This window comes from Mesorhizobium sp. B2-1-3A (genome assembly GCF_006442655.1).
Taxonomy (GTDB): domain Bacteria; phylum Pseudomonadota; class Alphaproteobacteria; order Rhizobiales; family Rhizobiaceae; genus Mesorhizobium.
On sequence record NZ_VFWK01000002.1, the window covers coordinates 199,324 to 222,193 of the forward strand.

Annotated in this window: 18 protein-coding genes, 1 tRNA gene and 2 pseudogenes; 13 read left to right on the plus strand and 8 right to left on the minus strand. The window is 64.0% G+C overall.

The genetic code is table 11. The features are described from left to right. The first annotated feature begins 74 nt into the window (after window positions 1-74). Window positions 75-1,298 (plus strand): glycosyltransferase family 4 protein, encoded by a 1,224-nt coding sequence (locus FJ977_RS07505; protein WP_140770060.1) that lies wholly within the window; start codon window positions 75-77, stop codon window positions 1,296-1,298. Continuing rightward, window positions 1,295-2,869 (plus strand): glycosyltransferase, encoded by a 1,575-nt coding sequence (locus FJ977_RS07510; protein WP_140770062.1) that lies wholly within the window; start codon window positions 1,295-1,297, stop codon window positions 2,867-2,869. Before FJ977_RS07505 ends, FJ977_RS07510 begins: the two co-directional genes overlap by 4 nt. On the opposite strand, the gene FJ977_RS07515 is transcribed toward FJ977_RS07510, so the two are convergent. From FJ977_RS07515 to FJ977_RS07525, 3 genes are all read right to left on the minus strand, one after another. Beyond that, entirely contained in the window at window positions 2,852-3,844 is a 993-nt protein-coding gene (locus tag FJ977_RS07515) for a DUF535 domain-containing protein (protein WP_140770064.1), read from the minus strand. The genes FJ977_RS07510 and FJ977_RS07515 overlap by 18 nt on opposite strands. A 94-nt stretch (window positions 3,845-3,938) precedes the next feature. Next, window positions 3,939-4,514 (minus strand): DUF1349 domain-containing protein, encoded by a 576-nt coding sequence (locus tag FJ977_RS07520; protein ID WP_140770066.1) that lies wholly within the window; start codon window positions 4,512-4,514, stop codon window positions 3,939-3,941. 54 nt (window positions 4,515-4,568) lie between these two features. After that, the gene (locus tag FJ977_RS07525) at window positions 4,569-6,008 is read right to left on the minus strand and encodes an aldehyde dehydrogenase family protein (RefSeq protein WP_140770068.1); all 1,440 of its coding nucleotides are present in this window, start codon (window positions 6,006-6,008) and stop codon (window positions 4,569-4,571) included. Between the two features lie 273 nt (window positions 6,009-6,281). On the opposite strand from FJ977_RS07525, the gene FJ977_RS07530 reads away from it, so the two are divergent. The 6 genes from FJ977_RS07530 to FJ977_RS07560 all read left to right on the plus strand — a co-directional run bounded on the left by FJ977_RS07530 (window position 6,282) and on the right by FJ977_RS07560 (window position 14,850). Continuing rightward, the gene (locus FJ977_RS07530; protein WP_181179700.1) at window positions 6,282-6,941 is read left to right on the plus strand and encodes a TetR/AcrR family transcriptional regulator; all 660 of its coding nucleotides are present in this window, start codon (window positions 6,282-6,284) and stop codon (window positions 6,939-6,941) included. A 414-nt stretch (window positions 6,942-7,355) separates the two neighbouring features. Further along, a complete protein-coding gene (locus FJ977_RS07540; protein ID WP_140770074.1) occupies window positions 7,356-9,767 on the plus strand; it encodes an FAD-dependent oxidoreductase in 2,412 nt (803 codons plus the stop codon). An 82-nt stretch (window positions 9,768-9,849) separates the two neighbouring features. Then, window positions 9,850-11,103, plus strand: coding sequence for a sarcosine oxidase subunit beta (locus tag FJ977_RS07545; protein ID WP_140770076.1), 1,254 nt, complete (start codon window positions 9,850-9,852; stop codon window positions 11,101-11,103). 72 nt (window positions 11,104-11,175) lie between these two features. After that, window positions 11,176-11,442 (plus strand): sarcosine oxidase subunit delta, encoded by a 267-nt coding sequence (locus tag FJ977_RS07550; RefSeq protein ID WP_140770078.1) that lies wholly within the window; start codon window positions 11,176-11,178, stop codon window positions 11,440-11,442. After that, entirely contained in the window at window positions 11,439-14,324 is a 2,886-nt protein-coding gene (locus FJ977_RS07555) for a sarcosine oxidase subunit alpha family protein (RefSeq protein ID WP_140770080.1), read from the plus strand. Before FJ977_RS07550 ends, FJ977_RS07555 begins: the two co-directional genes overlap by 4 nt. Further along, window positions 14,317-14,850: a hypothetical protein gene (locus FJ977_RS07560; protein ID WP_140770082.1), complete on the plus strand. Its 534-nt coding sequence runs from the start codon at window positions 14,317-14,319 to the stop codon at window positions 14,848-14,850. Before FJ977_RS07555 ends, FJ977_RS07560 begins: the two co-directional genes overlap by 8 nt. A 5-nt stretch (window positions 14,851-14,855) precedes the next feature. Here FJ977_RS07560 and FJ977_RS07565 read toward each other — a convergent pair whose 3' ends face one another. The 3 genes and pseudogenes from FJ977_RS07565 to FJ977_RS36745 all read right to left on the minus strand — a co-directional run. Next, window positions 14,856-15,341, minus strand: a complete 486-nt coding sequence (locus tag FJ977_RS07565; protein ID WP_140770084.1) for a hypothetical protein — start codon at window positions 15,339-15,341, stop codon at window positions 14,856-14,858. A gap of 99 nt (window positions 15,342-15,440) precedes the next feature. Then, window positions 15,441-16,001, minus strand: coding sequence for an FMN reductase (msuE, locus tag FJ977_RS07570; RefSeq protein WP_140770086.1), 561 nt, complete (start codon window positions 15,999-16,001; stop codon window positions 15,441-15,443). 62 nt (window positions 16,002-16,063) lie between these two features. After that, window positions 16,064-16,150: pseudogene (locus FJ977_RS36745) on the minus strand (acyl-CoA dehydrogenase); the annotation flags it as partial. A gap of 450 nt (window positions 16,151-16,600) precedes the next feature. Between FJ977_RS36745 and FJ977_RS07580 the strand changes: the two are divergent. Next, window positions 16,601-17,275, plus strand: coding sequence for a GntR family transcriptional regulator (locus FJ977_RS07580; protein WP_056569295.1), 675 nt, complete (start codon window positions 16,601-16,603; stop codon window positions 17,273-17,275). A gap of 66 nt (window positions 17,276-17,341) precedes the next feature. Then, window positions 17,342-17,535 (plus strand): annotated as a pseudogene (locus FJ977_RS36225) (L-rhamnose mutarotase); the annotation flags it as partial. A gap of 242 nt (window positions 17,536-17,777) precedes the next feature. Here FJ977_RS36225 and FJ977_RS07590 read toward each other — a convergent pair. Further along, a tRNA-Ala gene (locus tag FJ977_RS07590) sits at window positions 17,778-17,853 on the minus strand. Window positions 17,854-18,025: 172 nt separating this feature from the next. Beyond that, window positions 18,026-18,412, minus strand: a complete 387-nt coding sequence (locus tag FJ977_RS07595) for a TIGR02300 family protein (protein WP_140770089.1) — start codon at window positions 18,410-18,412, stop codon at window positions 18,026-18,028. A gap of 206 nt (window positions 18,413-18,618) precedes the next feature. Here FJ977_RS07595 and aroA point away from each other — a divergent pair, with 206 nt between their 5' ends. From aroA to rpsA, 3 genes are all read left to right on the plus strand, one after another. Further along, on the plus strand, window positions 18,619-19,977 hold the full coding sequence (gene aroA, locus FJ977_RS07600) for a 3-phosphoshikimate 1-carboxyvinyltransferase (protein WP_140770091.1): 1,359 nt from the start codon (window positions 18,619-18,621) through the stop codon (window positions 19,975-19,977). Between the two features lie 305 nt (window positions 19,978-20,282). Continuing rightward, entirely contained in the window at window positions 20,283-20,933 is a 651-nt protein-coding gene (gene cmk / locus FJ977_RS07605; RefSeq protein ID WP_140770093.1) for a (d)CMP kinase, read from the plus strand. Window positions 20,934-21,140: 207 nt separating this feature from the next. Further along, window positions 21,141-22,838, plus strand: a complete 1,698-nt coding sequence (gene rpsA, locus FJ977_RS07610; protein ID WP_140770095.1) for a 30S ribosomal protein S1 — start codon at window positions 21,141-21,143, stop codon at window positions 22,836-22,838. Window positions 22,839-22,870: the final 32 nt, after the last annotated feature.

A 22,870-nucleotide genomic window follows, 5' to 3' on the forward strand; every position in this document is an offset into this window, starting at 1 on the left:
TTGTGGTCACGGAATCGTTATGAATGCCATCTGAATTGGGGCCTCTGCCTGGAATAACGCCCCAGGCGTCCGCCTTGAACGGCCCAGGCGCGCGACCGGCTGTCGGCTCGCCCGACCGGACGGCCCGGAAGCGTACGCTGATCGTGTCGCACGACCCGAGCTTCCCGCCCGCTTCGGGTTCGGATCTGAGAAACTACCGCAACGCTGAAGCGGCCGCCGGGTTCGGCCCGGTCTGCCTGGTTTCGGTGCGACCAAAGACAGGAGGAAACGTGCCTGATCCATTGATCCGCGTAGAGGCCCTGTCGGCCGAGGGAGAGCCCCGCACGGCCTCGATCGGTTGGTGGCGCTCAAGGGCGGAGAATCGCATACCGCGTTCCGCCCTGACGCGGCTTGAGACGCTGATCGGTGAATTCCGCCCGGACACTATCGTCATCGAGAGCATCAGCCTGTTCAAGCTGATGCGGCCCCTCAGACCGCTGGCGGAGCAGCTCATTCTCGACATGCACAATGTCGAATCCGACCTGGCAGGACAGATCAGGCATCTCAGCGCCAAGCGAACCGCGGCTGCATTCGGCGTCAGGTTCCTCGAGAGGAAGGCACTATCCCTTGTCGACAGGGTATGGGTCTGCTCGAACCTGGATCGCCAGAAGCTGATGACGCTTTCCCGGCACAAGATCCCGATCGACGTCGTTCCGAACGGAATTCCGCAAGCCGGCAATGGTCCCGGGCGCCTGCTTGCCGAGCCGTCAACCGGCAACGGCTTTCCGGTGATCGTGTTCATCGGCCATCTCGCCTATCCGCCAAACGTCGATGCCGCGCAGCGGTTGGCCAGTGTCATATTGCCCCGTATCCGAAACGCCCTGCCGGATGCCAGGCTCGTCCTGGGTGGACGCACCCCAAGATCGGAGGTGCGGGCACTGGCCGGATTGCCTGGTGTGGAGCTCATCGAAGATCCCGCGGATGTCGCGCCACTGTTGTCCAGCGCGCATCTCACCATCGTCCCGCTGACGGCGGGCGGCGGCACACGCATCAAGATACTGGAAGCAATGGCCGCGGGCGTGCCGGTGGTCGCCACGCCGATCGCGGCCGAAGGTCTGGACCTGGTCGAAAATGAGGAGGTGCTGCTGTCTCACTCCGACGAAACGCTTGCCGAGACGGCCATCGAACTCTGTCTGGACCCCGAACGCAGGGCGCGGCAACGCCTTCGCGCGTATCAGGCGGTATGGGCAAGGTTCGGCCCGCAAGCGATCCGCGACGCCGTTCGCAACGGGCTTGGACTAAACGGTGCGACCGTATGATCCCGCCGATCCTGCACCAGACATGGAAGACCGACAGCGTTCCCGCACGCTTCCAGGCGTATGCCGAGAGCTGGAAACGGCACAATCCACACTGGACGGTGATGTTCTGGAGCGACCGGATGCTGCTCGAATTCGTGGCCGAGCACTACCCTGATTTCCTGCCAATGTTCTGCAGCTACACGAACGGCGTGCAGCGCTCGGATGCGGCGCGCTACATGCTGCTGCATCATTTTGGCGGGGTCTATGCCGACATAGACTGCGAATGCGTCGCGGCCTTCGATCCGATCATGGACGAGACCCGTGTCGTGCTGTGCAAGGAACCGGCTTCGCATGCGGCCGTGCAGGCGGATTTCCGGGGCCTGCCCTACCTCCTGTTCAACGGGACGATGGCGAGCCCGCCCCGTCATCCGTTCTGGATGCATCTCCTGTCGATGATGCCCGGGCTCGCCGGCGCCAAGGACATACTCGACGCGACCGGTCCCTGCCTTTTGACCTCCGCCCAGCGCGGCTACAGCGATCAGGCGGCCTTCGCCATCCATCCCTCCGGCCTGTTCGCGCCGGTGACGTCGGTCGGGAGCACGGAGCGCGAGGCCGGCGACGATACGGCGCCGCTTTCGATCCATCACTGGGCCGGCACATGGTGGACCCCGGAGCCGCCGCCGAAATGGACAACCAAGCTTCGCAACCGGGCCTATCGGCTTTGGTACCTCCTGACGCGCGGTGCGTATCTGGATGAGGCCGTGGCAAAAGCGAGCGTCGACAAGGCTGTCCTCTCGGCACCGCCGCCCCTGGGCGGCAATATTGCCGTTCTGGTGCCGCTTCGCGATGCCGCCGACCTTATCCAACCTTTTCTCGATGCGCTGGACGGGCTCGACTACCCCAAGGACAGAATCAAGCTTGTCTTCTGCGAAGGCGACAGCCTGGACGGGAGTTGGGAGCGGCTACAGGCCGCGACAGCGGGACTGGCCGGCAAATATCGCGACGTCGTGCTGCTGCAGCGACAGGTCGGCACCAAGCTCGACAGGACAAAGCGGGCAAAGCCTCGGATGCAACGCGTCAGGCGCGGCGCGATCGCCAAGGTGCGGAATTACCTAATCGATCACGGGCTGAAGGAAGACGACGACTGGGCGTTGTGGATCGATATCGACGTCTGGCGCTTTCCCGGCGATGCGCTGAACCAGTTGATCGCCACCGGGCATCGCATCGCGGTGCCCAACTGCGTGAAGATCGCCAATGGCGGCAGCTTCGACCTGAACAGCTTCATCATCAGGCGGCAGATCAAGGATTATCGCTACTACCGCGAGATACGCGGCGGCCTTCACCAGCCTTCGGCGCAGACACCAAGTCGATATCATCTCAGTGATGTCAGGCATCTCGACATCATCGACCTGGACGCGGTCGGCGGAACGATGCTGCTGGTCGATGCCGCCTTGCATCGCGGCGGCCTTCGCTTCCCTGAAATTCCCTACCGCGACCTGATCGAGACCGAAGCTTTTGGCGTGCTCGCCAACGATCTCGGCATCAGGCCGGTCGGCCTGCCGAAGCTGGAGATACTACACGTCCCCTGGTGAAGCGTCGGCCTGCCGAAGCGCCTGCCTGAGCGGCTCCAGACAGGTTTGCGGGCGCAAGCGCTCCCAGACATAGTTCGGGTCCGTCAGATGGGCGACTTCGTCGATCCAGCGTTGCGGCGCTTCTGGATCCCTGACCTCGTGCCAATCCTCGACAATGATGACAGGCAGGCCTTCGTAGAGAGGGTCCATCGGTGATGTCTTGGTCACCACGATGCAGCCGAGATAAAGCAGTTCCCATGTCCGGTGGCAGTCCAGGCCATTTCCCGTGGTCGAGAGCACGAGCGGGTATTGCGCATACAGCTCCCAGATCGCGCGCTGCGACACACGTTTCCCGAGGAAATCGACATGTGGGCATCCGTCCAGGGCATCAAGCACTTCTCGACGCTGGCTGGAGCCCCTGCTGATGCTGAAATCGCAGAACACCCTGGGTGGGCGGCGATCCGCATCCCCCTGCCGGCGGCGCAAGGCTTGCAACTGCCGCACCATGCCGGTGGGCGTGGCAAGGGAACGTGGCGTATGGAGGTCCAGCCCAATCGGGAACGGCTTGATCCTGGGATGATCGCCGTCGCAGTTCTGGCTGTACCAGGACACCAGATAGGGGTTGGCGAGAAGCCGCTCGACGGTATCTCTTGCCAGGTCCGATGGCACCGATGCATCGCCGTCGGTGGTCAGCAGGATGAAGGGCGCCCTGATGGTGGGCAGGGCTACCCGGGAGAACGTGTCGAGATCGCAGGTTCGCGAAACCCTGGCCAAGCTGCTCAGCCGAACCCAGACGATGCCGTGCGCGCCGCTATAGTGGTCGCGGAAAAAGGCCTCGCCCTGGGTCGATTCGGTCAGTGCGCGGCGATACCAGTCAGGCCCGGCAAAATCGCAGAAATGCCCGATCCCTTGCGACCACAGCACGGGAGGAACGCTGAAGAATCTCAGCGCCTTGGAATACACAGCTTTTTTGCGTTTGGCCCACCAACGCTTCATGCCCATCGGCAACGCTTAGCCCAGACACGGTAGCGGCAGCAATGTCCTGCCGGTCTGTGCCCACAGGCCATGCGAGAGCCCGCGATTCCAATCGTCAGACGTGCAATTCCCTCGAAATCGGCGGGCCGACCGAAAATCCGGAAAATGTGACTTCGAAACCCTCGCGCTGTGGCGAGCAGCACATCATGCCGACATCGACCGTCTTCGAGATCGGGAAATAGGCGAGCCGCACCGGCTTCCAGTGACCGTCCGAAGCATCGAGATACTGGACGCGGATCGCCTCGCCATGGCGGGTCAGGCGGATGCTGACGCCATTGGGACCGGCATGAATGGCCACCAGCGACCAATCCGATGTGTCGTTGGTGACCACGACGGAGAAATAGGCGAGGCCGTCGGTGTATTCGATGCCGGCCTTGATCCAGTGCGTTTCGCTCAGCCGGACCATCAGCCCGGCCTGGTCATAGAGCACCTTGTAGTTGCCCTTGACGGTGACTTCGGCGGTGAAATCGCCCTCGACTTGCCGATGCAGGAAGTGGCCGTTGTCGCGCCAGAAGCCGTAGAAGGTCTCGCGCCAGAAATCGGTCTCCTTGCCGGTGCGCACGCGCACCGCATCACCGTCAATGGCGTGATGCGGCGGCGGGTTCAGCCAGGTCAGGTCCTGCAATGTCATTGCCTCATGCCGGTTCCATGCGGAGGCTCGCCGGCCCGACAGGCCGGCGCCTCATCATCCTGCGAATGTATAGGCGGTCTTCACCGTGGTGTAGAACTCCATGGCATAGCGGCCCTGTTCGCGCGGGCCGTAGCTCGAGCCCTTGCGGCCGCCGAAGGGCACATGGAAATCGACACCCGCCGTCGGCAGGTTGACCATCACCATGCCGGCTTCCGAATTGCGCTTGAAGTGGGTCGCGTGCTTGAGGCTCGAGGTGCAGATGCCCGACGTCAGCCCGAAGGGCGTGTCGTTGGCGACGGCAAGCGCCTCGTCATAGTCCTTGACGCGGATGACGCTGGCGACCGGCCCGAAAATCTCCTCGCGCGAACTGCGCATGGCATTGGTGGCCTCGGTCAGCAGCGCGGGGCTCAGATAGAAGCCCGGCGTCTTGCGGTCGAGCCGCTCGCCGCCGAAGGCGAGCGTGGCACCTTCCCTGACACCGATGGCGATATAGTCCTCGTCCTGCTTCAGCTGCGTGGCATCGACGACCGGGCCGATCTGGGTCTGCGCATCGAGCGCATCGCCGATCACCAGCTTGCCCATCCGCTCCTTCAGCGCATCTACGAAACGGTCGTGGATACCTTCGGTCACGATCAGTCTGGACGAGGCCGTGCAGCGCTGGCCGGTCGAGAAGAAGGCGCCGTTGAGCGCGCAATCGACGGCGACCGCAAGATCGGCATCGTCAAGCACGACCAGCGGGTTCTTGCCGCCCATTTCGAGCTGGAACTTGCGCATGTGTTCCACGCTCGCGGCGGCGACGCGCTTGCCCGTGCCGACCGAGCCGGTGAAGGTGATGGCATTGACGTCGGGGCTGTCGAGCATGGCCTGGCCGACCACCGAACCCTTGCCCATGACGAGATTGAGCACGCCCTTGGGCAGGCCGGCTCGATGCAGGATGTCGACGATCGACCAGGCGCTTTCAGGCACGAGCTCGGCAGGCTTGAAGACGATGGTGTTGCCGTGAGCCAGCGCCGGCGCGATCTTCCAGGCCGGAATGGCGATGGGGAAATTCCACGGCGTGATGATGCCGACGACGCCGACCGCCTCGCGCGTGATCTCGACACCGACGCCCGGCCGAACGCTCGGAACCATCTCTCCGGTCAGGCGCAATGTTTCGCCGGCAAAGAAATCGAAGATCTGGGCGGCGCGTATGGTTTCGCCGATGCCTTCGGCCAGCGTCTTGCCCTCCTCGCGGGCCAGGTTGCGGCCGATCTCGTCCTTGCGCGCCATGATCTCGTCGGACGCCTTCTTCAGCACCGCGTGGCGCGCCAACGGGCCGGAGCGGGACCATGCCGGGAACGCAGCCTTGGCCGCGGCGATAGCCTGCTTGGCCTGTTCCACGCCGGCCGAGGCGTATTCGCCGACGACGTCGCCGGTGTCCGAGGGGTTGATGTTGCGGGACCCGGCGTCGCCGACCCATTCGCCATCGATGAGGTTTTTTCGAAACTGAGCCATGTCCTGGTCTTTCCTGCTGGTTGGCCGCGCGGCGGCATCTGTCCGAACTGGTATTTGCCAGACAATTGTGTTGCGGGAAAGCACGCACTGGCCGAGCCGCCGCGACAAAACCCCGGGCCTGTCCTGGCTTTGATGGGACGGCAGGGGCCGGCACCCATGAACCTGCAATCCGGCCAACGTCGGCCAGATGTCATCGCGGCTTAAACGAATTGCCCTGTACATATGTGTCCACGACCTTGATTTGCCTGATCCGGCATGTCATGCGTCGTGCTGATGGCAGCAATCGAAACGACGATCCAGCGCGCCGGCGCCACCGGCAACATCAAGGCCACTCGTGAAGACTGGCTGAAGCTGGCGCTTGAAACACTGATCTCCGACGGTGTCGAACGCGTCCGCGTGTTGACGCTTGGCCAGCAGCTCGACGTCTCGCGCTCCAGCTTCTACTGGTATTTCAAGAGCCGGCAGGATCTGCTCGATCAATTGCTGGGCTACTGGCGGCAGACCAACACGAGGTTCATCGTCGAACGCGCCTCGCGGCCCTCGGCGACCGTCATTCGTGGCGTGATGAGCATTTTTGAATGCTGGGTGGATGAAAAGCTGTTCGATCCCCGGCTGGACTTCGCGATCAGGGCCTGGGCCCGCCGCTCGCCCGCAATCCGGCGCGCGCTCGACGAGGCCGACGAAGAGCGTGTCAGTGCCATACGCGACATGTTCAAGCGCCATGGCTACGAGGAAGAAGACGCATTCGTGCGGGCCCGTGTCCTCTATTTCATGCAGATCGGCTATTACTCGCTCGAGCTCAACGAACCGATGAGCACCCGCCTCACCCACGTCGCCTCCTATCTGCGCAGCTTCACCGGTCAGGAGCCTCCGGCGGAAGATGTCGAGGACTTCGCGCGCTATGTCGAGAAGACGCTTTCCGGCAAACGGTAGGCGCGCAACCATCGGCCGCCTCGGCCTGACGATCCTGCCCGACGCCACACGAGGTTGGCCGAAACCTCCCCAACTTCGTCATCCCCGGGCGAAGCAGGAGCGAAGCTCCGTCGCGGAAACCCTGGGATCCATTCCGTGGCCTTAACCGTGGAGTGCAGCAGAGCAGAATTCTGCACCGTTGCAACGCTCAGGAGTCCCGGCATGGATCCCTTGGGCTGCGGAGCAGCTCCAGCGGTCTGCGCTGCGTCGCTTCGCTCCTTGCTTCGCCCCAAGATGACGAAGCGATGAATGTTCGCCTCTTTGGACATGGCGAGAGGTCTCGGAATGATGGTGCTATCCGTTGTTTGCAACACACTGGACACATATGTACAATGCCGTTAAGGTGCGCCGCCATACCAGGTGGAGTGCAGCAGGATGAAATCCCAATACAGGGCGATCGTTATTGGCGGCGGCGTGGTTGGAGCCTCGGTGCTCTATCACCTGGCGAAGTTCGGCTGGAGTGATGTCGCACTGATCGAACGCGAGGTGCTGACAGCCGGGTCGAGCTGGCACGCGGCCGGCGGCTTCCACGCGCTGAACGCCGACCCCAACATCGCCGCGCTGCAGGCCTACACGATCGATCTGCTGTCGGAGGTCGAAAAGGAATCGGGCCAGAACATCGGCATGCACATGACCGGCGGCATTTCGGTTGCCTCGGCACCGGAGCGCTGGGAATGGCTGAAAGCCTCCTACCGCATCTTCCAGACCATGGGCATAGACGATGTCCATCTGGTCGGCGTCGACGAGATCAAGCAACGCTGCCCAATCCTCAATACCGACGGCATACTGGGCGGCCTTTATGCGGCACGAGAAGGCCATATCGACCCCTCGGGCGTCGTCCACGCCTATGCCAAGGCGGCAAGGAAACGCGGCGCCGACATCATCGAGCACAACCGCGTTCTGGAACTCAACCGTCGCGTCGACGGTAGCTGGGACGTGGTCACCGAGAAAGGCACTCTCATTGCCGAGCACGTCGTCAACGCCGGCGGATTGTGGGCCAAGCAAATCGGCCGGATGGCCGGCATCGACCTGCCGGTTTCGCCAATGGAGCATCACTATCTCGTCACCGAAGCGCTGCCCGAGATCCAGGCGCTCGACCGGGAATTGCCGCTGATCGTCGACCTCGAGGGCTTCACCTATATGCGCCAGGAGCAGAAGGGGCTTCTGCTCGGCATCTACGAGATCAACCACAAGCACTGGAACATGGACGGCGCACCCTGGGATTACGGCATCGAGCTGATCCAGGAGGACACCGACCGCATCGCCAACGAGCTGGCGCTCGGCTTCAGCCGCTATCCCTGCCTGGAGACGGCCGGCATCAAGCGCTGGGTGAACGGCGCCTTCACCTTCTCGCCGGACGGTAATCCGCTGGTCGGCCCGGTGCGCGGCGTTCCCAATTACTGGGTGGCCTGCGGTGTCATGGCCGGCTTCCTGCAAGGCGGCGGCGTCGGCAAGTCGCTGGCCGAGTGGATGATCCATGGCGAGCCGGAAGCCGACGTCTACGGCATGGACATCGCCCGCTACGGCGATTTCGCCTCCAACCGCGAATATATCAAGCAGACGACGGGGCAGTTCTATTCGCGCCGCTTCGTCATGAGCTATCCCAACGAGCAATTGCCCGCGGGACGACCGCTGAAGACAGCAGGCGCGCATGACGCCATGGATGCGTCCGGCGCGCGCTGGGGCAATTCCTGGGGCATGGAAGTGCCGCTCTATTTCGCGCCGCAAGGTTTCGTCGAAACACCGACGCTGAAGCGCTCCAATGCCTTCGACATCATCGCCCGGGAATGCCGCAAGGTACGCGAAGGCGTCGGCCTGCTCGATATATCAGCCTTCTCGCGCTACGAGGTCTCCGGACCGCAAGCGGAAGCCTGGCTCGACCGGTTGCTGGCCTGCGCCCTTCCCAAGCCGGGCCGCGCGAAACTGGCGCCGATGCTGGGCGAAAACGGCAAGCTCAAGGGCGACCTGACCGTTTTCAACTGGGGTGACGGCAGCTGGTGGATCATGGGGTCCTACTATCTGCGCCAATGGCACATGCGCTGGTTCGAACAGCATCTCGGCGAGGGCGTTGCCGTACGCGACATTTCGGACGCGGTCGTCGGCTTTTCGCTCGCCGGCCCCAATGCCCGCCGTCTGCTCGAACGGCTGACGCACCAGGATGTCTCGCACCAGGCCTTCGGTTTCCTCACCTGCAAGACGCTGGATGTCGGCCTGGTTCGAGCCAAGGTCGGGCGGCTCTCGGTCATCGGCGAACTCGGCTACGAAATCCATTGCCAGGCCAATGAGCATGCGGGGCTACGCCGAGCGCTGCTTGCGGCAGGCAGCGACCTCGGCGTCACAGAATACGGCTTCGGCGCGGTCAACTCGCTGCGGCTCGAAAAGAGTTTTGGCATCTGGTCGCGTGAGTTCACGCAGGATTACACACCGGCCGAGACCGGCATGGACCGCTGGATCGCTTTCGACAAGGGCGACTTCATCGGCCGCGAAGCGGCGCTGAAAGAGCGGAAGGCCGGCGCCAGGCGCACGCTGGTGACGATCGAGATCGATGCCGCGGATGCCGACGCCAGCGGCTACGAACCGGTCTGGAGCGGAGGCAAGCTTGCCGGCTTCGTCACTTCCGGCGGCTATGGCCATACGGTCGGCAAGAGCCTCGCCATGGCGCTTGTCGATGGCGATGTCACCGATGTCGATACTGAGTTGACAACCCATATCGTCGGCGTCGAAAGAGGTGCGCGCGTCATCGCTTCGTCGCCTTACGATCCACTGGGCAAGGCGATGCGGGCATGACCGATCGAACCGGTGCCGTCCATGCTGAAGACCATGCCATGATCCACGCCCGCTCCCTGAAATCAGGCCTGTCCGGCACGCCATGACCAGACGCTATTCCGCTCTGTCGCTGTTCAAGGAAGGCCTGGCCGGCCAGACCGGCTGGAAGCAGGCCTGGCGCTCACCCGAGCCGAAACCGTCCTATGACGCGATCGTCATCGGCGGTGGCGGCCATGGGCTGGCGACAGCCTATTACCTGGCCAAGAATCACGGCATCGCCCGGGTGGCCGTGTTGGAAAAAGGCTGGATCGGCGGCGGCAACACCGGCCGCAACACCACGGTGGTGCGCTCCAACTACTATTATCCGGAAAGCGTCGAGCTCTACGGGCTGGCGCACCGGCTCTATGAAGGCCTGTCGAAGGACCTGAACTACAACGTGATGCTGTCACAGCGCGGCATGGTCAATCTCTGCCATTCGACCGCCGAAATGGAGATCGGCGCCCGCACCGTCAACGCCATGCAGATCAACGGCATCGATGCGGAGCTGTTTTCACCCGAGGATGTGCGTCGCGTGGCGCCGATCTACAATTTTTCGCCGGATGCGCGCTTTCCCGTGTTCGGCGGCATCTGGCAGGGTCGCGCCGGCACGGCCCGCCACGACGCCGTCGCCTGGGGTTATGCCCGGGCGGCGAACCGGCTCGGCGTCGATATCATCCAGAATTGCGAGATCACCGACTTCATCGTCGAGGGCGGCCGCTGCCGCGGCGTCCAGACGACGCGCGGCGCGATCCGAGCCGAGCGCATCGGCATGGCCGTGGCCGGCCATTCCTCGGTGCTGGCGGCCAAGGCCGGCTTCCGGCTTCCGATCAATTCCTACGCCCTGCAGGCCTGCGTTTCCGAACCGGTGAAGCCGATCCTCGACACGGTGGTGCTGTCGCCCGGCTGCGGCGTCTATGTCAGCCAATCGGACAAGGGCGAGATCGTCATTGGCGGCGGGCTCGACCGCATCCCCTCCTATGCGCAACGCGGCAATTTACCGACGCTGGAAGCAGTCATTGCCGGACTGTTGGAGATGTTCCCGATCTTCGGCCAGTTGAAGCTGATGCGGCAATGGGCCGGCATTGTCGACGTCGTGCCGGATTCCTCGCCGATCATCGGTCCCTCGCCGCTGCCCAATTTGTTCCTCAATTGCGGCTGGGGCACGGGCGGCTTCAAGGCCATTCCCGCCGGCGGCACGCTGCTGGCGAACCTGCTGGCCACGGGCAAGCACAACGACGTCAGCCGTCCCTTCGATCTCGACCGCTTCACCAGCGGGCGACTGATCGACGAAGCGGCCGGCTCCGGCATCGCGCACTAATACATGTCGCCCAAAAGTGTGCAGCGGTTCTGGGGCAACGACATGCATAACGACTAAAGACCAGAGGCAATCATGCAGCTCTTCCCTTGCCCGTTCTGCGGCCCGCGCGACGAGACCGAATTCCACTATGGCGGCGATGCCGGCAATGTCAGGCCCGATGGCGCCGACGTGCCGATCGAGCACTGGGCAAATTACCTCTATCTGCGCGGCAACCCGAAGGGCGCGGCACGCGAGATCTGGGTGCACATGAATTGCGGCGAGTTCTTCGTCATGGAACGTGACACCGTCACGCACAAGGTGCTGTCCTCGACCTCCCTTGGCGGGGAGCACGCGGCGTGACCGCCTCGCGCCTCGCCACCGGCGGCAGCGCCATCGACCGCTCGCGCCCGATCCGATTCAGCTTCGATGGCGCAACCGTGGACGGCTTTGCCGGCGACACCATCGCCTCGGCGCTGCTGGCCGGCGATGTCGCGGTCGTTGGCCGCAGCTTCAAATATCACCGGCCGCGCGGCATCTGGGGCGCCGGCGTCGAGGAGCCAAACGCGCTGGTCGATGTCGGCGGCCCACGGGCAACGCCGAACACGCGCGCCACGACCGAGCCGGCACGCGACGGGCTGGTGGCGAAAAGCGTCAACGCGACGCCCAGCGCGCTGGCCGACCGCAACGCCTTCCTCGACCGCTTCTCGCGCTTCATTCCGGCGGCGTTTTACTACAAGACCTTCATGTGGCCGGACTGGCACATGTTCGAGCCGCGCATCCGCGCCATGGCCGGACTGGGCAAGGCCGACACCGACTGGACATCGCCGGGCACGGCTGACCAGATCAACCATCATTGCGACGTGCTGGTTGTCGGCGCGGGACCAGCCGGATTGGCGGCGGCCAGGCTGGCGGCAGGCGCCGGCCTCTCCGTCACGCTGGTCGACGACCAGCAGAGGCCAGGTGGATCCCTTGGCCACCGCGCCGGCGAGATCGACGGCAAGCCAGCTTCCGTGTGGGTCGAGGAGACGGTTGCGGAACTTGGTACGGGCGGTCACCTGATCCTGACAGCGACCACCGCCTTCGGCATTTACGACCACAATCTGGTGGGGTTGAACCAGCGTCATTTCGATGGCCGGCGCGACACGCTGTGGCGGGTTCGGCCGCGCCAGATCGTGCTGGCGACCGGCGCCATCGAACGGCCGCTGCCCTTTGCCAACAACGACCTTCCGGGCATCCTGTCGGCGGACGCGGCACTTGCCTATCTCAGGCGCCATGCGGTGCTGGTTGGGCGGCGCATCGTCGTCGCCACCAACAATGACAGTGCTTACGAGGTCGCTCGCGCGCTGGCCGAGGCCGGCGCCGAAGTCACGCTCCTCGACATCAGGCGCGACGGCATGCCGGACGCACCGGCCAAGGTGCGGCTGGTCAAAGGGAGGGCGCTTGCTTCCGCCAGGGGCAGACTGCGGGTCGAGGGCGTGACGCTGGATGACGGCACCAGGCTCGATGCCGATTGCGTGCTGGTCTCGGGCGGCTGGACACCGACCATTCATCTCTTCGGCCAGGCCAAGGGCAAGCTGGCCTGGAGCGACGCACGCGCCGCCTTCCTGCCAGGCGATCCGGTCGACGGCATTTCCGCCGTCGGCGCCGCGGCTGGCGCGGTCTCCTTGTCGGAGGTGTTCGCCGGCTCGGAGAAAGCTGTTGGCTTGCTCGGCCAGACGAAGGCAGCCGTGCCGCGCAGCACGGGACCGGAAGCAACGGGCGGCGTAGCGGCGGCCTGGCCGGTGCCCGGTTCGAAAGGGCGCATCTGGATCGACTACCAGAACGACGTGACGGTAAAGGACGTCGAACTGGCGGCGCGCGAAAACTTCGTCTCGGTCGAGCACCTGAAGCGCTACACCACGCTCGGCATGGCAACCGACCAGGGCAAGACCTCCAATCTACCCGGCCTGGCGCTGATGGCCGGCATCACCGGCCGCACGGTGCCGGAAGTCGGCACCACCACCTACCGTCCGCCCTTCACGCCGGTGCCACTGGCAAGCTTTGCCGGCGCGCGCGTCGGCGAGCTGATGGCACCGGTGCGCAGGCTGCCGCTGGAGACTATGCATCGCGCCAGCGGCGCCGTCTTCCAGGAATATGGCGGCTGGCTGCGGCCGGCCCATTATGGCGGTCGCGGCGCTGACGCGGATCGCGCCATCCAGGGCGAGGCGTTGCGCGCGCGCCAGTCGGTCGCGCTGTTCGACGGTTCGACGCTGGGCAAGATCGAGGTGATCGGCCCGAGGGCGGCCGAATTCGTCGATTTCCTCTACTACAACACCATGTCGACGCTGAAGCCGGGCCGCTGCCGCTACGGCTTCATGCTGTCGGAGAACGGCGTGGTCTTCGATGACGGCGTGCTGGTTCGGCTGGACGAGCATCGCTTCGTCGTGTCGTGTTCATCCTCGCATGTCGCCGCCGTTCATGCGCGGCTGGAAGAATGGCGCCAGGATCGATTTGGCCGCGACGCGGTCTATATCCACAACGCCACATCGGACATGGCGACGCTGACCGTTTCGGGGCCGAACGCCCGCAAGCTGCTCCAGACACTCGATCTCGGCCTCTCGCTCGACGAGGCCGACCTGCCGCATATGGCGATCGGCCATGGCAGCTATGACGGTGACGAGGTCCGCGTCGCCCGCGTCAGCTTCACCGGCGACAGGAGCTACGAGATTTCGATCCGAGCCGATCGCGCCGAGCCGCTATGGGCGCATCTGCGCCAGGCCGGCCAGGCGTTCGACGCCGTTATCATCGGCCTCGAGGCGCTGATGATCCTGCGCGCCGAGAAAGGTTTTATCGTCATCGGCAAGGATACCGACGGCACCACGCTGCCGCACGACCTCGGCAGCGAAGCGCCCCGCACCAAACGACAGACCGAATATGTCGGCCGCCGTTCGCTGTTCACCGAGGAGGCCTCGCGCGGCAACCGCCTGCAGCTTGTCGGACTGACAGTGCCGTCTGGCGAAGCGCCGCTACCAACTGGCGCCCACGGCATCAAGCGGAACGACGGCAGACTGCACAGCCAGGGCTTCGTCACCTCGAGCTACCAGAGCCCGACGCTTGGCCGGCCTGTCGCGCTTGGCCTGATCGAGCGCGGCGCGGCCCGCCACGGTGAGACGATCGAAATCCAGCATCTCGGCAAGGTTCGGACGGCGACGATTGCCGCCCCTTGTGCCTTCGACCCGGCGGGAGAGCGGCTCCATGCGTGATCTGGCGGAAAAATGGTCGGTTGCACCTGACTGGCGGACCGCCACGATCGAGGTGCCGGGGCTCAAGATAGCTGCGGTAGTCGGGCTGCACCAACGTCTGGTCAGCGGCGACCTTGCGGCATGGGCCGGGGCATCCGGCTTCGATGGAACGGCCGTCGGTGCGTTCGGCCTGGCCGAGGGCGCACGCTATTCGGTTCGTCTGGCACGCGACCGATTGCTTGCCGTGTCGGCCACGCCCATCGGCATGGCCACGGGGTGGTTCAGCCAAGGGTTCGCGGTGACGGAGATCAGCGCCGGGCTACAGGTGTTCGAGGCAGAGGGCGCGGCGCTTGACGCTTTCATCGCCCGTGGAACGACGCTCGATCCCGGACCGTCAAGCGCCAGTGCGGCACTGTCCTTCGCCGGCATCAGCGCCATCGTCTATCGCCATGAAAGCAAGCTGCGCATCCATGTCGACCGCGGTCTCGCGGCCTATCTCTGGACGTGGGTGACGCAGGCTGCCGGCCACATCGCGGCCGGCAAATAGCCAGGTCAGAGCGTGAACGACCAGAACAGGCAGGCCAGCGTCGCGGCGGCGAAGATCACGAAGAACAGGCTGCGCAACAGCACGTTGCGGCGCAGTTCGTTCATGACGAAGTGGCAACCGACGACCGCCACGGCAAACAGGAAGCGCCAGTTCAGCAACGCCATGAGAGCGTTGCCCTGACCGAAAGCCCATCGGGCGAGCAGGCCGCCGACGATGGTGGCGAACAGCACGATCACCGTCCAGAAGATCGCGTCGGCGGCATGGGTCAGCACGATGCTGGCCGCCCTGATCGGCAGGATCATCATCAACAGCGCGCTGAAGAAAAAGACGGCAGCCAGCGGAATGAAGGTCCCAGCATCGGCAATGCCGTCGAGGCGCCTGACGCCGATCGCGCCATAGGGATAGCCATGCCGCGCCACCGCCAGGCTCAACGCCATCAGCAAGGCGGTCAGCACCGCGACGAGTGCGAAGGTCGTGAGGGCTTTGCTCATGGTGTTCCTGTCCCGGACGAATCAGACAGGAACTTTCTAGCGGGCGGTCGTAAATTGCAGGTAAGCGAGGGTGCCGCCCGTGCGGGTTTCGATCGGTTGCTATTCGGCGGCGATCCTGCCGGCCGAGCGGTTGGCGAGCACGAAGCCGACCTCGTCGACCGCCTGCGCCGCGCGCTTCAGGATGGCCTCGGAGCGCAGCACGCCGTCGGTGAAATCCTTGTCGGTGGCATAGACGGCGGTCGGCAGGGCAAAGGCCTCGAAGAAGCCGAACAGCGGCCGCAGCTGATGCTCGACGATCAGGGCATGACGCTCGCCGCCGCCGGTCGCGGTCAGCACGATGGGCTTGCCCCGGAGCGCCGCCGGATCGATCAGGTCGAAGAAATGCTTGAACAGGCCGGTGTAGCTGCCCTTGTAGGTCGGCGAACCGACCACCAGCACATCGGCCGCGAGGATCTGGGCCAGGATCGGTTGAGCCTGGCCGTCGAGGTCGCGCGCCCACCTTGCCGTGCCCAGCGATGGGCCGACATCCTCTATGTCATAGGTGCTCGCCGACAGGCCATGGCGCGCGGCGATGTCCTTGGTGACCAGATCGACGAAGGCGCGCGTCTTTGACGGCCGGGTGATGTTGCCGGAAAAGCCGACGACTGTTGGGTTTGACATAGCAGTGGGCCTCTTGATGGTCGAAGTTTTGCTGTGCGGACCGTCCGCCCGCCGGTGGGAAATCAGCTCCAGGCGTGCAGCGGCGGACTGTCGCCACTAGGGATATATTTTCGGAGGATCGAGTCCTTCCATCGCACCGGATGGTGCAGCATGTCGGCGGCTTTCGCCACCTCTATCGGATAGGGGAGATCGACGGCCCTGCCGCCTTCGGTCGTGCCGGGATAATGGCTGTCGCCAAGCGTCGGCGGGAAGCGGAGAAGCTTGTTGCGATCGGAAACGTCCCCGGTCACGGCCGGCCTCCCGCGATCCAGCGGCGGGCTATACCTGACGGCGTTGAAAGCGGGCGCAGAAGGGCTGGCATGGCGTGGTCCTGTCCGGAAAACAGATCGCCGATGCAGATTGCTTATTCTATAAATTCTGTAGAGTTAGTTTATTCTAAATCGTTGCCCACGATTAGATTTTTTCTCTTCGGACCATAAGGGCGGAGACGGCCGAAGGGCCGGCCCGGGTGAACCGTGCTCCAACGCGCATTGGGTGCATTCCAATTTACATTCTAATATAATCTGATCATTTCCGGTGAACGAAGCTACGGATTTGCCATGGACCTGGACCCCACGACCCTCAATCGGGCTCTGCCGCTCCGCGATCAGATCTATCAGAAGATCCGTAACCTGATCGTCGTCGGACAGATGAAGCCGGGGGAAGTGATCAACGAGGTGGCAATCGCGGAGGCACTCGGTGTCTCACGGACGCCGGTTCGGGAAGCGGTCAAGCGCATCAGCGACGAGGGCCTGGTCAAGATCCTGGCGCAGACCGGCACCTATGTCGCGCCGATCAGCCGGGCCGACCTGGAAGAGGCCTATGTGATCCGCCGGGCGCTCGAGATGGAGAGCGCCAGGCGTGCGGCCGTGAAGCTGACGCCGGCAGCCGCCGAACTGCTTGAGGACAACATGGCGGCGCACCGGCTGGCCATATCGCGCGGCCGGTACGCCACCGCGATCCAGCTCGACGACGTCTTCCATCGTACCATTGCCGAGATCTGCGGCCTGCCGATGATCTGGCGGGCCGTCGACATTTCCAAGGCGCAGATGGATCGTGGCCGTTATCTCGCCATTCCCAAGCCCGGTTATGGCGAACAGACGATCGAGCAGCACGAGGCCATCCTTGACGCGCTGAAGCGACACGATGCCGAAGGCGCCGCGAAGGCAATGGAGCACCATCTCGAGACGTCGTTCCGCAACACGCTCGAAGTCGCCGCCGACCTTCTCGGCTGAACCCGCACCGGAGACGGCCCGCACATGCGGAAAATGGGACTTTGCATCGGCCTGAAGGCCTAGGCGATCGCCGAAGACAAGCGCGTTCACGCCGCCGTCTGGCCAGACATGCTGGAAAGTCATCAGCCGCGCCAACATCCGCAACTACTCCATCTTCCTGCGTGAGCCCGAGAACCTGCTTTTTCGCCTATTGGGAGTATCACGGCAGCGATTTCTCTCAGGATGCCGCGCGAATGGGCACGGCGGCCGCGATGCCGAGAATGTGACCGGAGCCGAGAAGCACGCCGAGGAGAGCCCGGCGCGAGGCTCGTCATCGATCTCGCCGAAATGGGCAACAGACGGCGAGGCGGTGAGACCCGCATCGAGAACCGGCTCTATCCCGGCAATCGCCCCGGATTGTCGGCGAACCATGGTGAGCCGAGCTTGTTTCCGGATCGCCCGGGGCGAGCGCGGACGGGACCGTGTGATCCATTTACCGGTTGCGGGTGGCTGAGAGACTGTTTGGTGGAGCCAATCGGAATCGAACCGACGACCTCTTGAATGCCATTCAAGCGCTCTCCCAACTGAGCTATGGCCCCACTTCCGGCAGTCAACCGGCGCCGTTTCCGGCGAAGAGATCAGCGCGGGTTGGAACACCGCGCCGTTAGTGCAGGCGGCTTCTAACCCCGCCTTTCCCAGATATCAAGCCTTCAATGCCGGCTTTTTGTTCACAGGCCAAGAAAGCCTGCAAACGCCTGTCCCTCGGGTCGATCAGACCTCGTCGTCGTCGTCGCCGACGCCGATCATGTCGGCAACGTCGTCGTCTTCTTCCTCTTCGTCGGCAAGGAAGGTGTCGTCCTCGTCGTCGCCGAGATCAACGTCCTCGTCATCGCCGAGATCCGGCAGGTCGTCACCCTTGACGTCCTCGTCGGCCTCTTCGAGCGAGACGACTTCAACGCCCTCTTCGTCCTCGGCGTCCACTTCCTTCTCGGCCACTTCCTCTTCCTCTTCGATGGCGGCGATCTTGCCCTCCTCGAAATAGGAACGCGGATAGGTCTTGCCGGTATAGGGCGAGACGATCGGGTCCTTGTTCAGGTCGTAGAATTTTCGACCCGTTTCGGGATCGATACGCTTTGTGCCAAGTTCGGTTTTTGCCACGGCAAGCCTCGTGAATAAAAGAGTGGTCCCCTTAACCACTGTTTGCGGCGCTGTCAAAGCCAAAAGCCGGCGTCACAAAACCAAGTCCTGAAAGGCCTCGCGGCAAGTGACGACCATGGGGATGACCATTTCGCCCCGCCGTGATACGAGACCGCCGCAACAAATGAAAAGCGCCGGCCCGCCGGCATTCCGTCCAGGGAAATTCCATGTCTCACGCCGCCGCTGCCAAGCCGGCCACCGCCCGCAAATCTCAAGCCCTTTCCGGCACGGCCCGGGTGCCGGGCGACAAGTCGATCTCGCACCGCTCCTTCATGTTCGGCGGCCTCGCCTCCGGCGAAACCCGCATCACCGGCCTGCTGGAGGGTGAGGACGTGATGCGCACGGGCGCGGCCATGAAGGCCATGGGTGCGCATATCGAGAAGCACGGCGCCGAGTGGGTGATCCGCGGCACCGGCAACGGCGCGCTCTTGCAGCCGGAAGGCCCGCTCGACTTCGGCAATGCCGGCACCGGCTCACGGCTTACCATGGGCCTCGTCGGCACCTACGACATGGAAACCACCTTCATCGGCGACGCCTCGCTGTCGGGCCGGCCGATGGGCCGCGTGCTGGAACCCTTGCGCCAGATGGGCGTGCAGGTGCTGAAGGCGACGCCGGGCGACCGCATGCCGATCACGCTGCATGGCCCCAAGCACGCCGCACCCATCACCTACCGCGTGCCGATGGCCTCGGCGCAGGTGAAGTCGGCGGTGCTGCTTGCCGGCCTCAACACGCCCGGCATCACCACGGTGATCGAACCGGTGATGACGCGCGACCACACCGAAAAGATGCTCAAGGGGTTCGGCGCCAACCTGTCGGTCGAGACCGACGAACGCGGCGTGCGCCACATCTTCATCGAGGGCCAGGGCAAGCTGACCGGCCAGACCATCGCGGTGCCGGGCGACCCGTCCTCGGCTGGCTTCCCGCTGGTCGCGGCGCTGATCGTGCCGGGTTCGGACATTGTGATTGAAAACGTGCTGATGAACCCGACCCGGACCGGGCTTTTGCTGACGCTGCAGGAAATGGGCGGCAAGATCGACATCTTGAACCCGCGCAATGCCGGCGGCGAGGATGTCGCCGACCTGCGCGTGCGCTATTCCGAGCTCAAGGGCGTCGCCGTGCCCCCGGAGCGGGCACCATCGATGATCGACGAATATCCGGTATTGGCTGTTGCCGCGAGCTTCGCCGAGGGCGAGACGCTGATGCAGGGCCTGGAAGAACTGCGGGTCAAGGAATCCGACCGGCTGTCGGCCGTCGCCAACGGGCTGAAACTCAACGGCGTCGACTGCACCGAGGGCGAGGCTTCACTTGCCGTGCGCGGCAAGCCGGGCGGCAAGGGCCTGGGCGGGCATCCCAACGGCCAGGATACGACGGTGCAAACCCATCTCGACCACCGCATCGCCATGAGCTTTCTGGTCATGGGGCTAGCGACGGAAAAGCCGGTGACCATCGATGATCAGGCGATGATCGCGACGAGTTTCCCGGAGTTCATGGGGCTGATGACGGGGCTGGGCGCGGAGATCGAGTGAGATACGTCTACGTTTATTGGAGACATGAAATTCCGGAGAAACCTGCCCACCTCTGGTATGAAATTGCCGATGACAATTTTCAGAACCGGACCATAGAGTTCTATAGCGATGGTTCCGTGGGCTTTGCCATTCGGGGCGCCGCCGTCGACGGGTCGGAAGATGTGGAGGTCGGAGGGACAGGTAATTCGACAGAAAGCTTTCCTGATCTCGCAGAGATCAATTCGGACAGCCAGTTCGAGGCCTCTGAAGTCAGAGCGGCTGATTTCGAACGCCGATGGGGCGAAGCACTTGCATCGAGGTTTCGAATGACGACAGGCCTTACCATCGCCATCGACGGCCCCGCCGGTGCCGGCAAGGGCACGCTCGCCCGGCGTCTCGCGGACCATTACCGGCTGAACCTGCTCGATACCGGCCTCACCTACCGCGCGGTGGCCTATGCGCTGATCCAGCACGCGCTGCCGCTCGACAATGTCTCGGCGGCCGAAACCGCCGCCCGCCAGGTCGACCTGGCGAAGCTCGACCGCGCGGTCTTGTCAGCGCATGCCGTCGGCGAGGCGGCCTCGAAGGTCGCGGTGTTCCCGACGGTGCGGCGTATCCTCGTCGAGAAGCAGCGTGCCTTCGCCAAGACGCCGCCGGGCGCGGTGCTGGACGGGCGCGACATCGGCACGGTCGTCTGCCCCGACGCCGACATCAAACTCTATGTGACGGCGAGCGCCGAAGTGCGGGCCAAGCGCCGGCTGGCCGAGATCGAAAGCATCGGCGGCACCGCCAATTTCGCCGAAATCCTCGCCGACATCGTGCGCCGCGACGAGCGCGACATGGGCCGTGCCGACTCGCCCTTGAAGCCGGCCGCCGACGCGCACTTGCTTGATACCAGCGAAATGGCTATAGAAGCCGCGTTTCTCGCGGCCATGGCTGTTATCGACGACGTGCTGGCCAGGAGAAACAAGGCCTGATCCGGGTTTTCGTGCTGTTTCCGTTGCCGGAAGCGAAGAAAATACCCATATCGGGCACGAACCAGCCTGCCAGCATTCTTCATGCGCCGGAATTGCCGCTTCAAAGCGGCCCAGGGCTTTTTAAAGCCCGGAACGCCGGCAGGCCAACGCAACGCTAACCCACGGCGCCCGTCCCGCTCAGAGATGCGGGGCACTCCAGGAGAAACAATGTCAGCTGCAAATCCCACTCGCGACGATTTCGCGAGCCTGCTCGAAGAATCATTCACCACCGGCCACTCCGGCGAAGGTCAGGTCGTCAAGGGCACGATCACCGCGATCGAAAAGGACATGGCCATCATCGACGTCGGCCTCAAGGTTGAAGGCCGCGTGCCGCTGAAGGAATTCGGCGTCAAGGGCAAGGACACCACCCTCAAGGTCGGTGACACCGTCGAAGTCTATGTCGAGCGCATCGAGAACGCGCTTGGCGAAGCGATGCTTTCGCGTGAGAAGGCCCGCCGCGAAGAGAGCTGGGTCCGCCTCGAAGAGAAGTTCACCAAGGGTGAGCGCGTCGAAGGCGTCATCTTCAACCAGGTCAAGGGCGGCTTCACCGTCGACCTCGACGGCGCCGTGGCCTTCCTGCCGCGCAGCCAGGTCGATATCCGCCCGATCCGCGACGTCTCCCCGCTGATGCACAACCCGCAGCCCTTCGAGATCCTCAAGATGGATCGCCGCCGCGGCAACATCGTGGTGTCGCGCCGCACCGTGCTCGAGGAGAGCCGCGCCGAACAGCGTTCGGAAATCGTGCAGAACCTCGAAGAAGGCCAGGTTGTCGAAGGCGTCGTCAAGAACATCACCGATTACGGTGCGTTCGTCGACCTCGGCGGCATCGACGGCCTGCTGCATGTCACTGACATGGCATGGCGCCGCGTCAACCATCCGACCGAAATCCTCAACATCGGTCAGACGGTCAAGGTGCAGATCATCCGCATCAACCAGGAAACCCACCGTATCTCGCTCGGCATGAAGCAGCTCGAGAGCGATCCGTGGTCCGAGATCGGCACCAAGTTCCCGATCGGCAAGAAGATCAAGGGCACCGTCACCAACATCACCGACTACGGCGCGTTCGTCGAACTGGAGCCGGGCATCGAAGGCCTCATCCACGTTTCGGAAATGTCGTGGACGAAGAAGAACGTGCATCCCGGCAAGATCCTGTCGACGACCCAGGAAGTCGACGTGGTGGTGCTCGAGGTCGATCCGGCCAAGCGCCGCATCTCGCTCGGCCTCAAGCAGACGCTTGAGAATCCGTGGGAAGCCTTCGCGCGCAACCATCCGGTCGGCAGCCAGGTCGAGGGCGAGGTCAAGAACAAGACCGAGTTCGGCCTGTTCATCGGCCTGGAAGGCGACGTGGACGGCATGGTGCACCTCTCCGACCTCGACTGGACCCGTCCGGGCGAGCAGGTCATCGAAGAGTACAATCGCGGCGACATCGTCAAGGCGCAGGTGCTCGACGTCGACATCGAGAAGGAGCGCATCTCGCTCGGCATCAAGCAGCTGGCCCGCGACTCGGTCGGCGAAGCGGCGACTTCAGGCGAACTGCGCAAGAACGCCGTCGTCACCTGTGAGGTCATCGGCGTCAAGGATGGCGGTCTGGAAGTGCGGCTGGTCGACAGCGGCATCGAGACCTTCATCAAGCGCTCGGACCTGAGCCGCGACCGCGACGAGCAGCGCCCCGAGCGCTTCACCGTCGGCCAGAAGGTCGATGCACGCGTCATCGCCTTCGACAAGAAGACCCGCAAGCTGCAGGTCTCGATCAAGGCGCTGGAAATCGCCGAAGAGAAGGAAGCGGTCGCCCAATACGGCTCGACCGACTCCGGCGCTTCGCTGGGCGATATCCTGGGTGCCGCGCTGAAGAAGCAGGGCAACTAAGCCTCTTCCTCCACTCCCAAAACAAAACCCCG

Coding starts and splice junctions, on each gene's coding strand:
- FJ977_RS07510 (WP_140770062.1), top strand. CDS start 1,295: ATGATCCCGCCGATCCTGCACCAGACATGGAAGACCGACAGCGTTCCC.
- FJ977_RS07515 (WP_140770064.1), bottom strand. CDS start 3,844: ATGAAGCGTTGGTGGGCCAAACGCAAAAAAGCTGTGTATTCCAAGGCG.
- FJ977_RS07520 (WP_140770066.1), bottom strand. CDS start 4,514: ATGACATTGCAGGACCTGACCTGGCTGAACCCGCCGCCGCATCACGCC.
- FJ977_RS07525 (WP_140770068.1), bottom strand. CDS start 6,008: ATGGCTCAGTTTCGAAAAAACCTCATCGATGGCGAATGGGTCGGCGAC.
- FJ977_RS07530 (WP_181179700.1), top strand. CDS start 6,282: ATGGCAGCAATCGAAACGACGATCCAGCGCGCCGGCGCCACCGGCAAC.
- FJ977_RS07540 (WP_140770074.1), top strand. CDS start 7,356: ATGAAATCCCAATACAGGGCGATCGTTATTGGCGGCGGCGTGGTTGGA.
- FJ977_RS07545 (WP_140770076.1), top strand. CDS start 9,850: ATGACCAGACGCTATTCCGCTCTGTCGCTGTTCAAGGAAGGCCTGGCC.
- FJ977_RS07550 (WP_140770078.1), top strand. CDS start 11,176: ATGCAGCTCTTCCCTTGCCCGTTCTGCGGCCCGCGCGACGAGACCGAA.
- FJ977_RS07560 (WP_140770082.1), top strand. CDS start 14,317: ATGCGTGATCTGGCGGAAAAATGGTCGGTTGCACCTGACTGGCGGACC.
- FJ977_RS07565 (WP_140770084.1), bottom strand. CDS start 15,341: ATGAGCAAAGCCCTCACGACCTTCGCACTCGTCGCGGTGCTGACCGCC.
- msuE (WP_140770086.1), bottom strand. CDS start 16,001: ATGTCAAACCCAACAGTCGTCGGCTTTTCCGGCAACATCACCCGGCCG.
- FJ977_RS07580 (WP_056569295.1), top strand. CDS start 16,601: ATGGACCTGGACCCCACGACCCTCAATCGGGCTCTGCCGCTCCGCGAT.
- aroA (WP_140770091.1), top strand. CDS start 18,619: ATGTCTCACGCCGCCGCTGCCAAGCCGGCCACCGCCCGCAAATCTCAA.
- cmk (WP_140770093.1), top strand. CDS start 20,283: ATGACGACAGGCCTTACCATCGCCATCGACGGCCCCGCCGGTGCCGGC.
- rpsA (WP_140770095.1), top strand. CDS start 21,141: ATGTCAGCTGCAAATCCCACTCGCGACGATTTCGCGAGCCTGCTCGAA.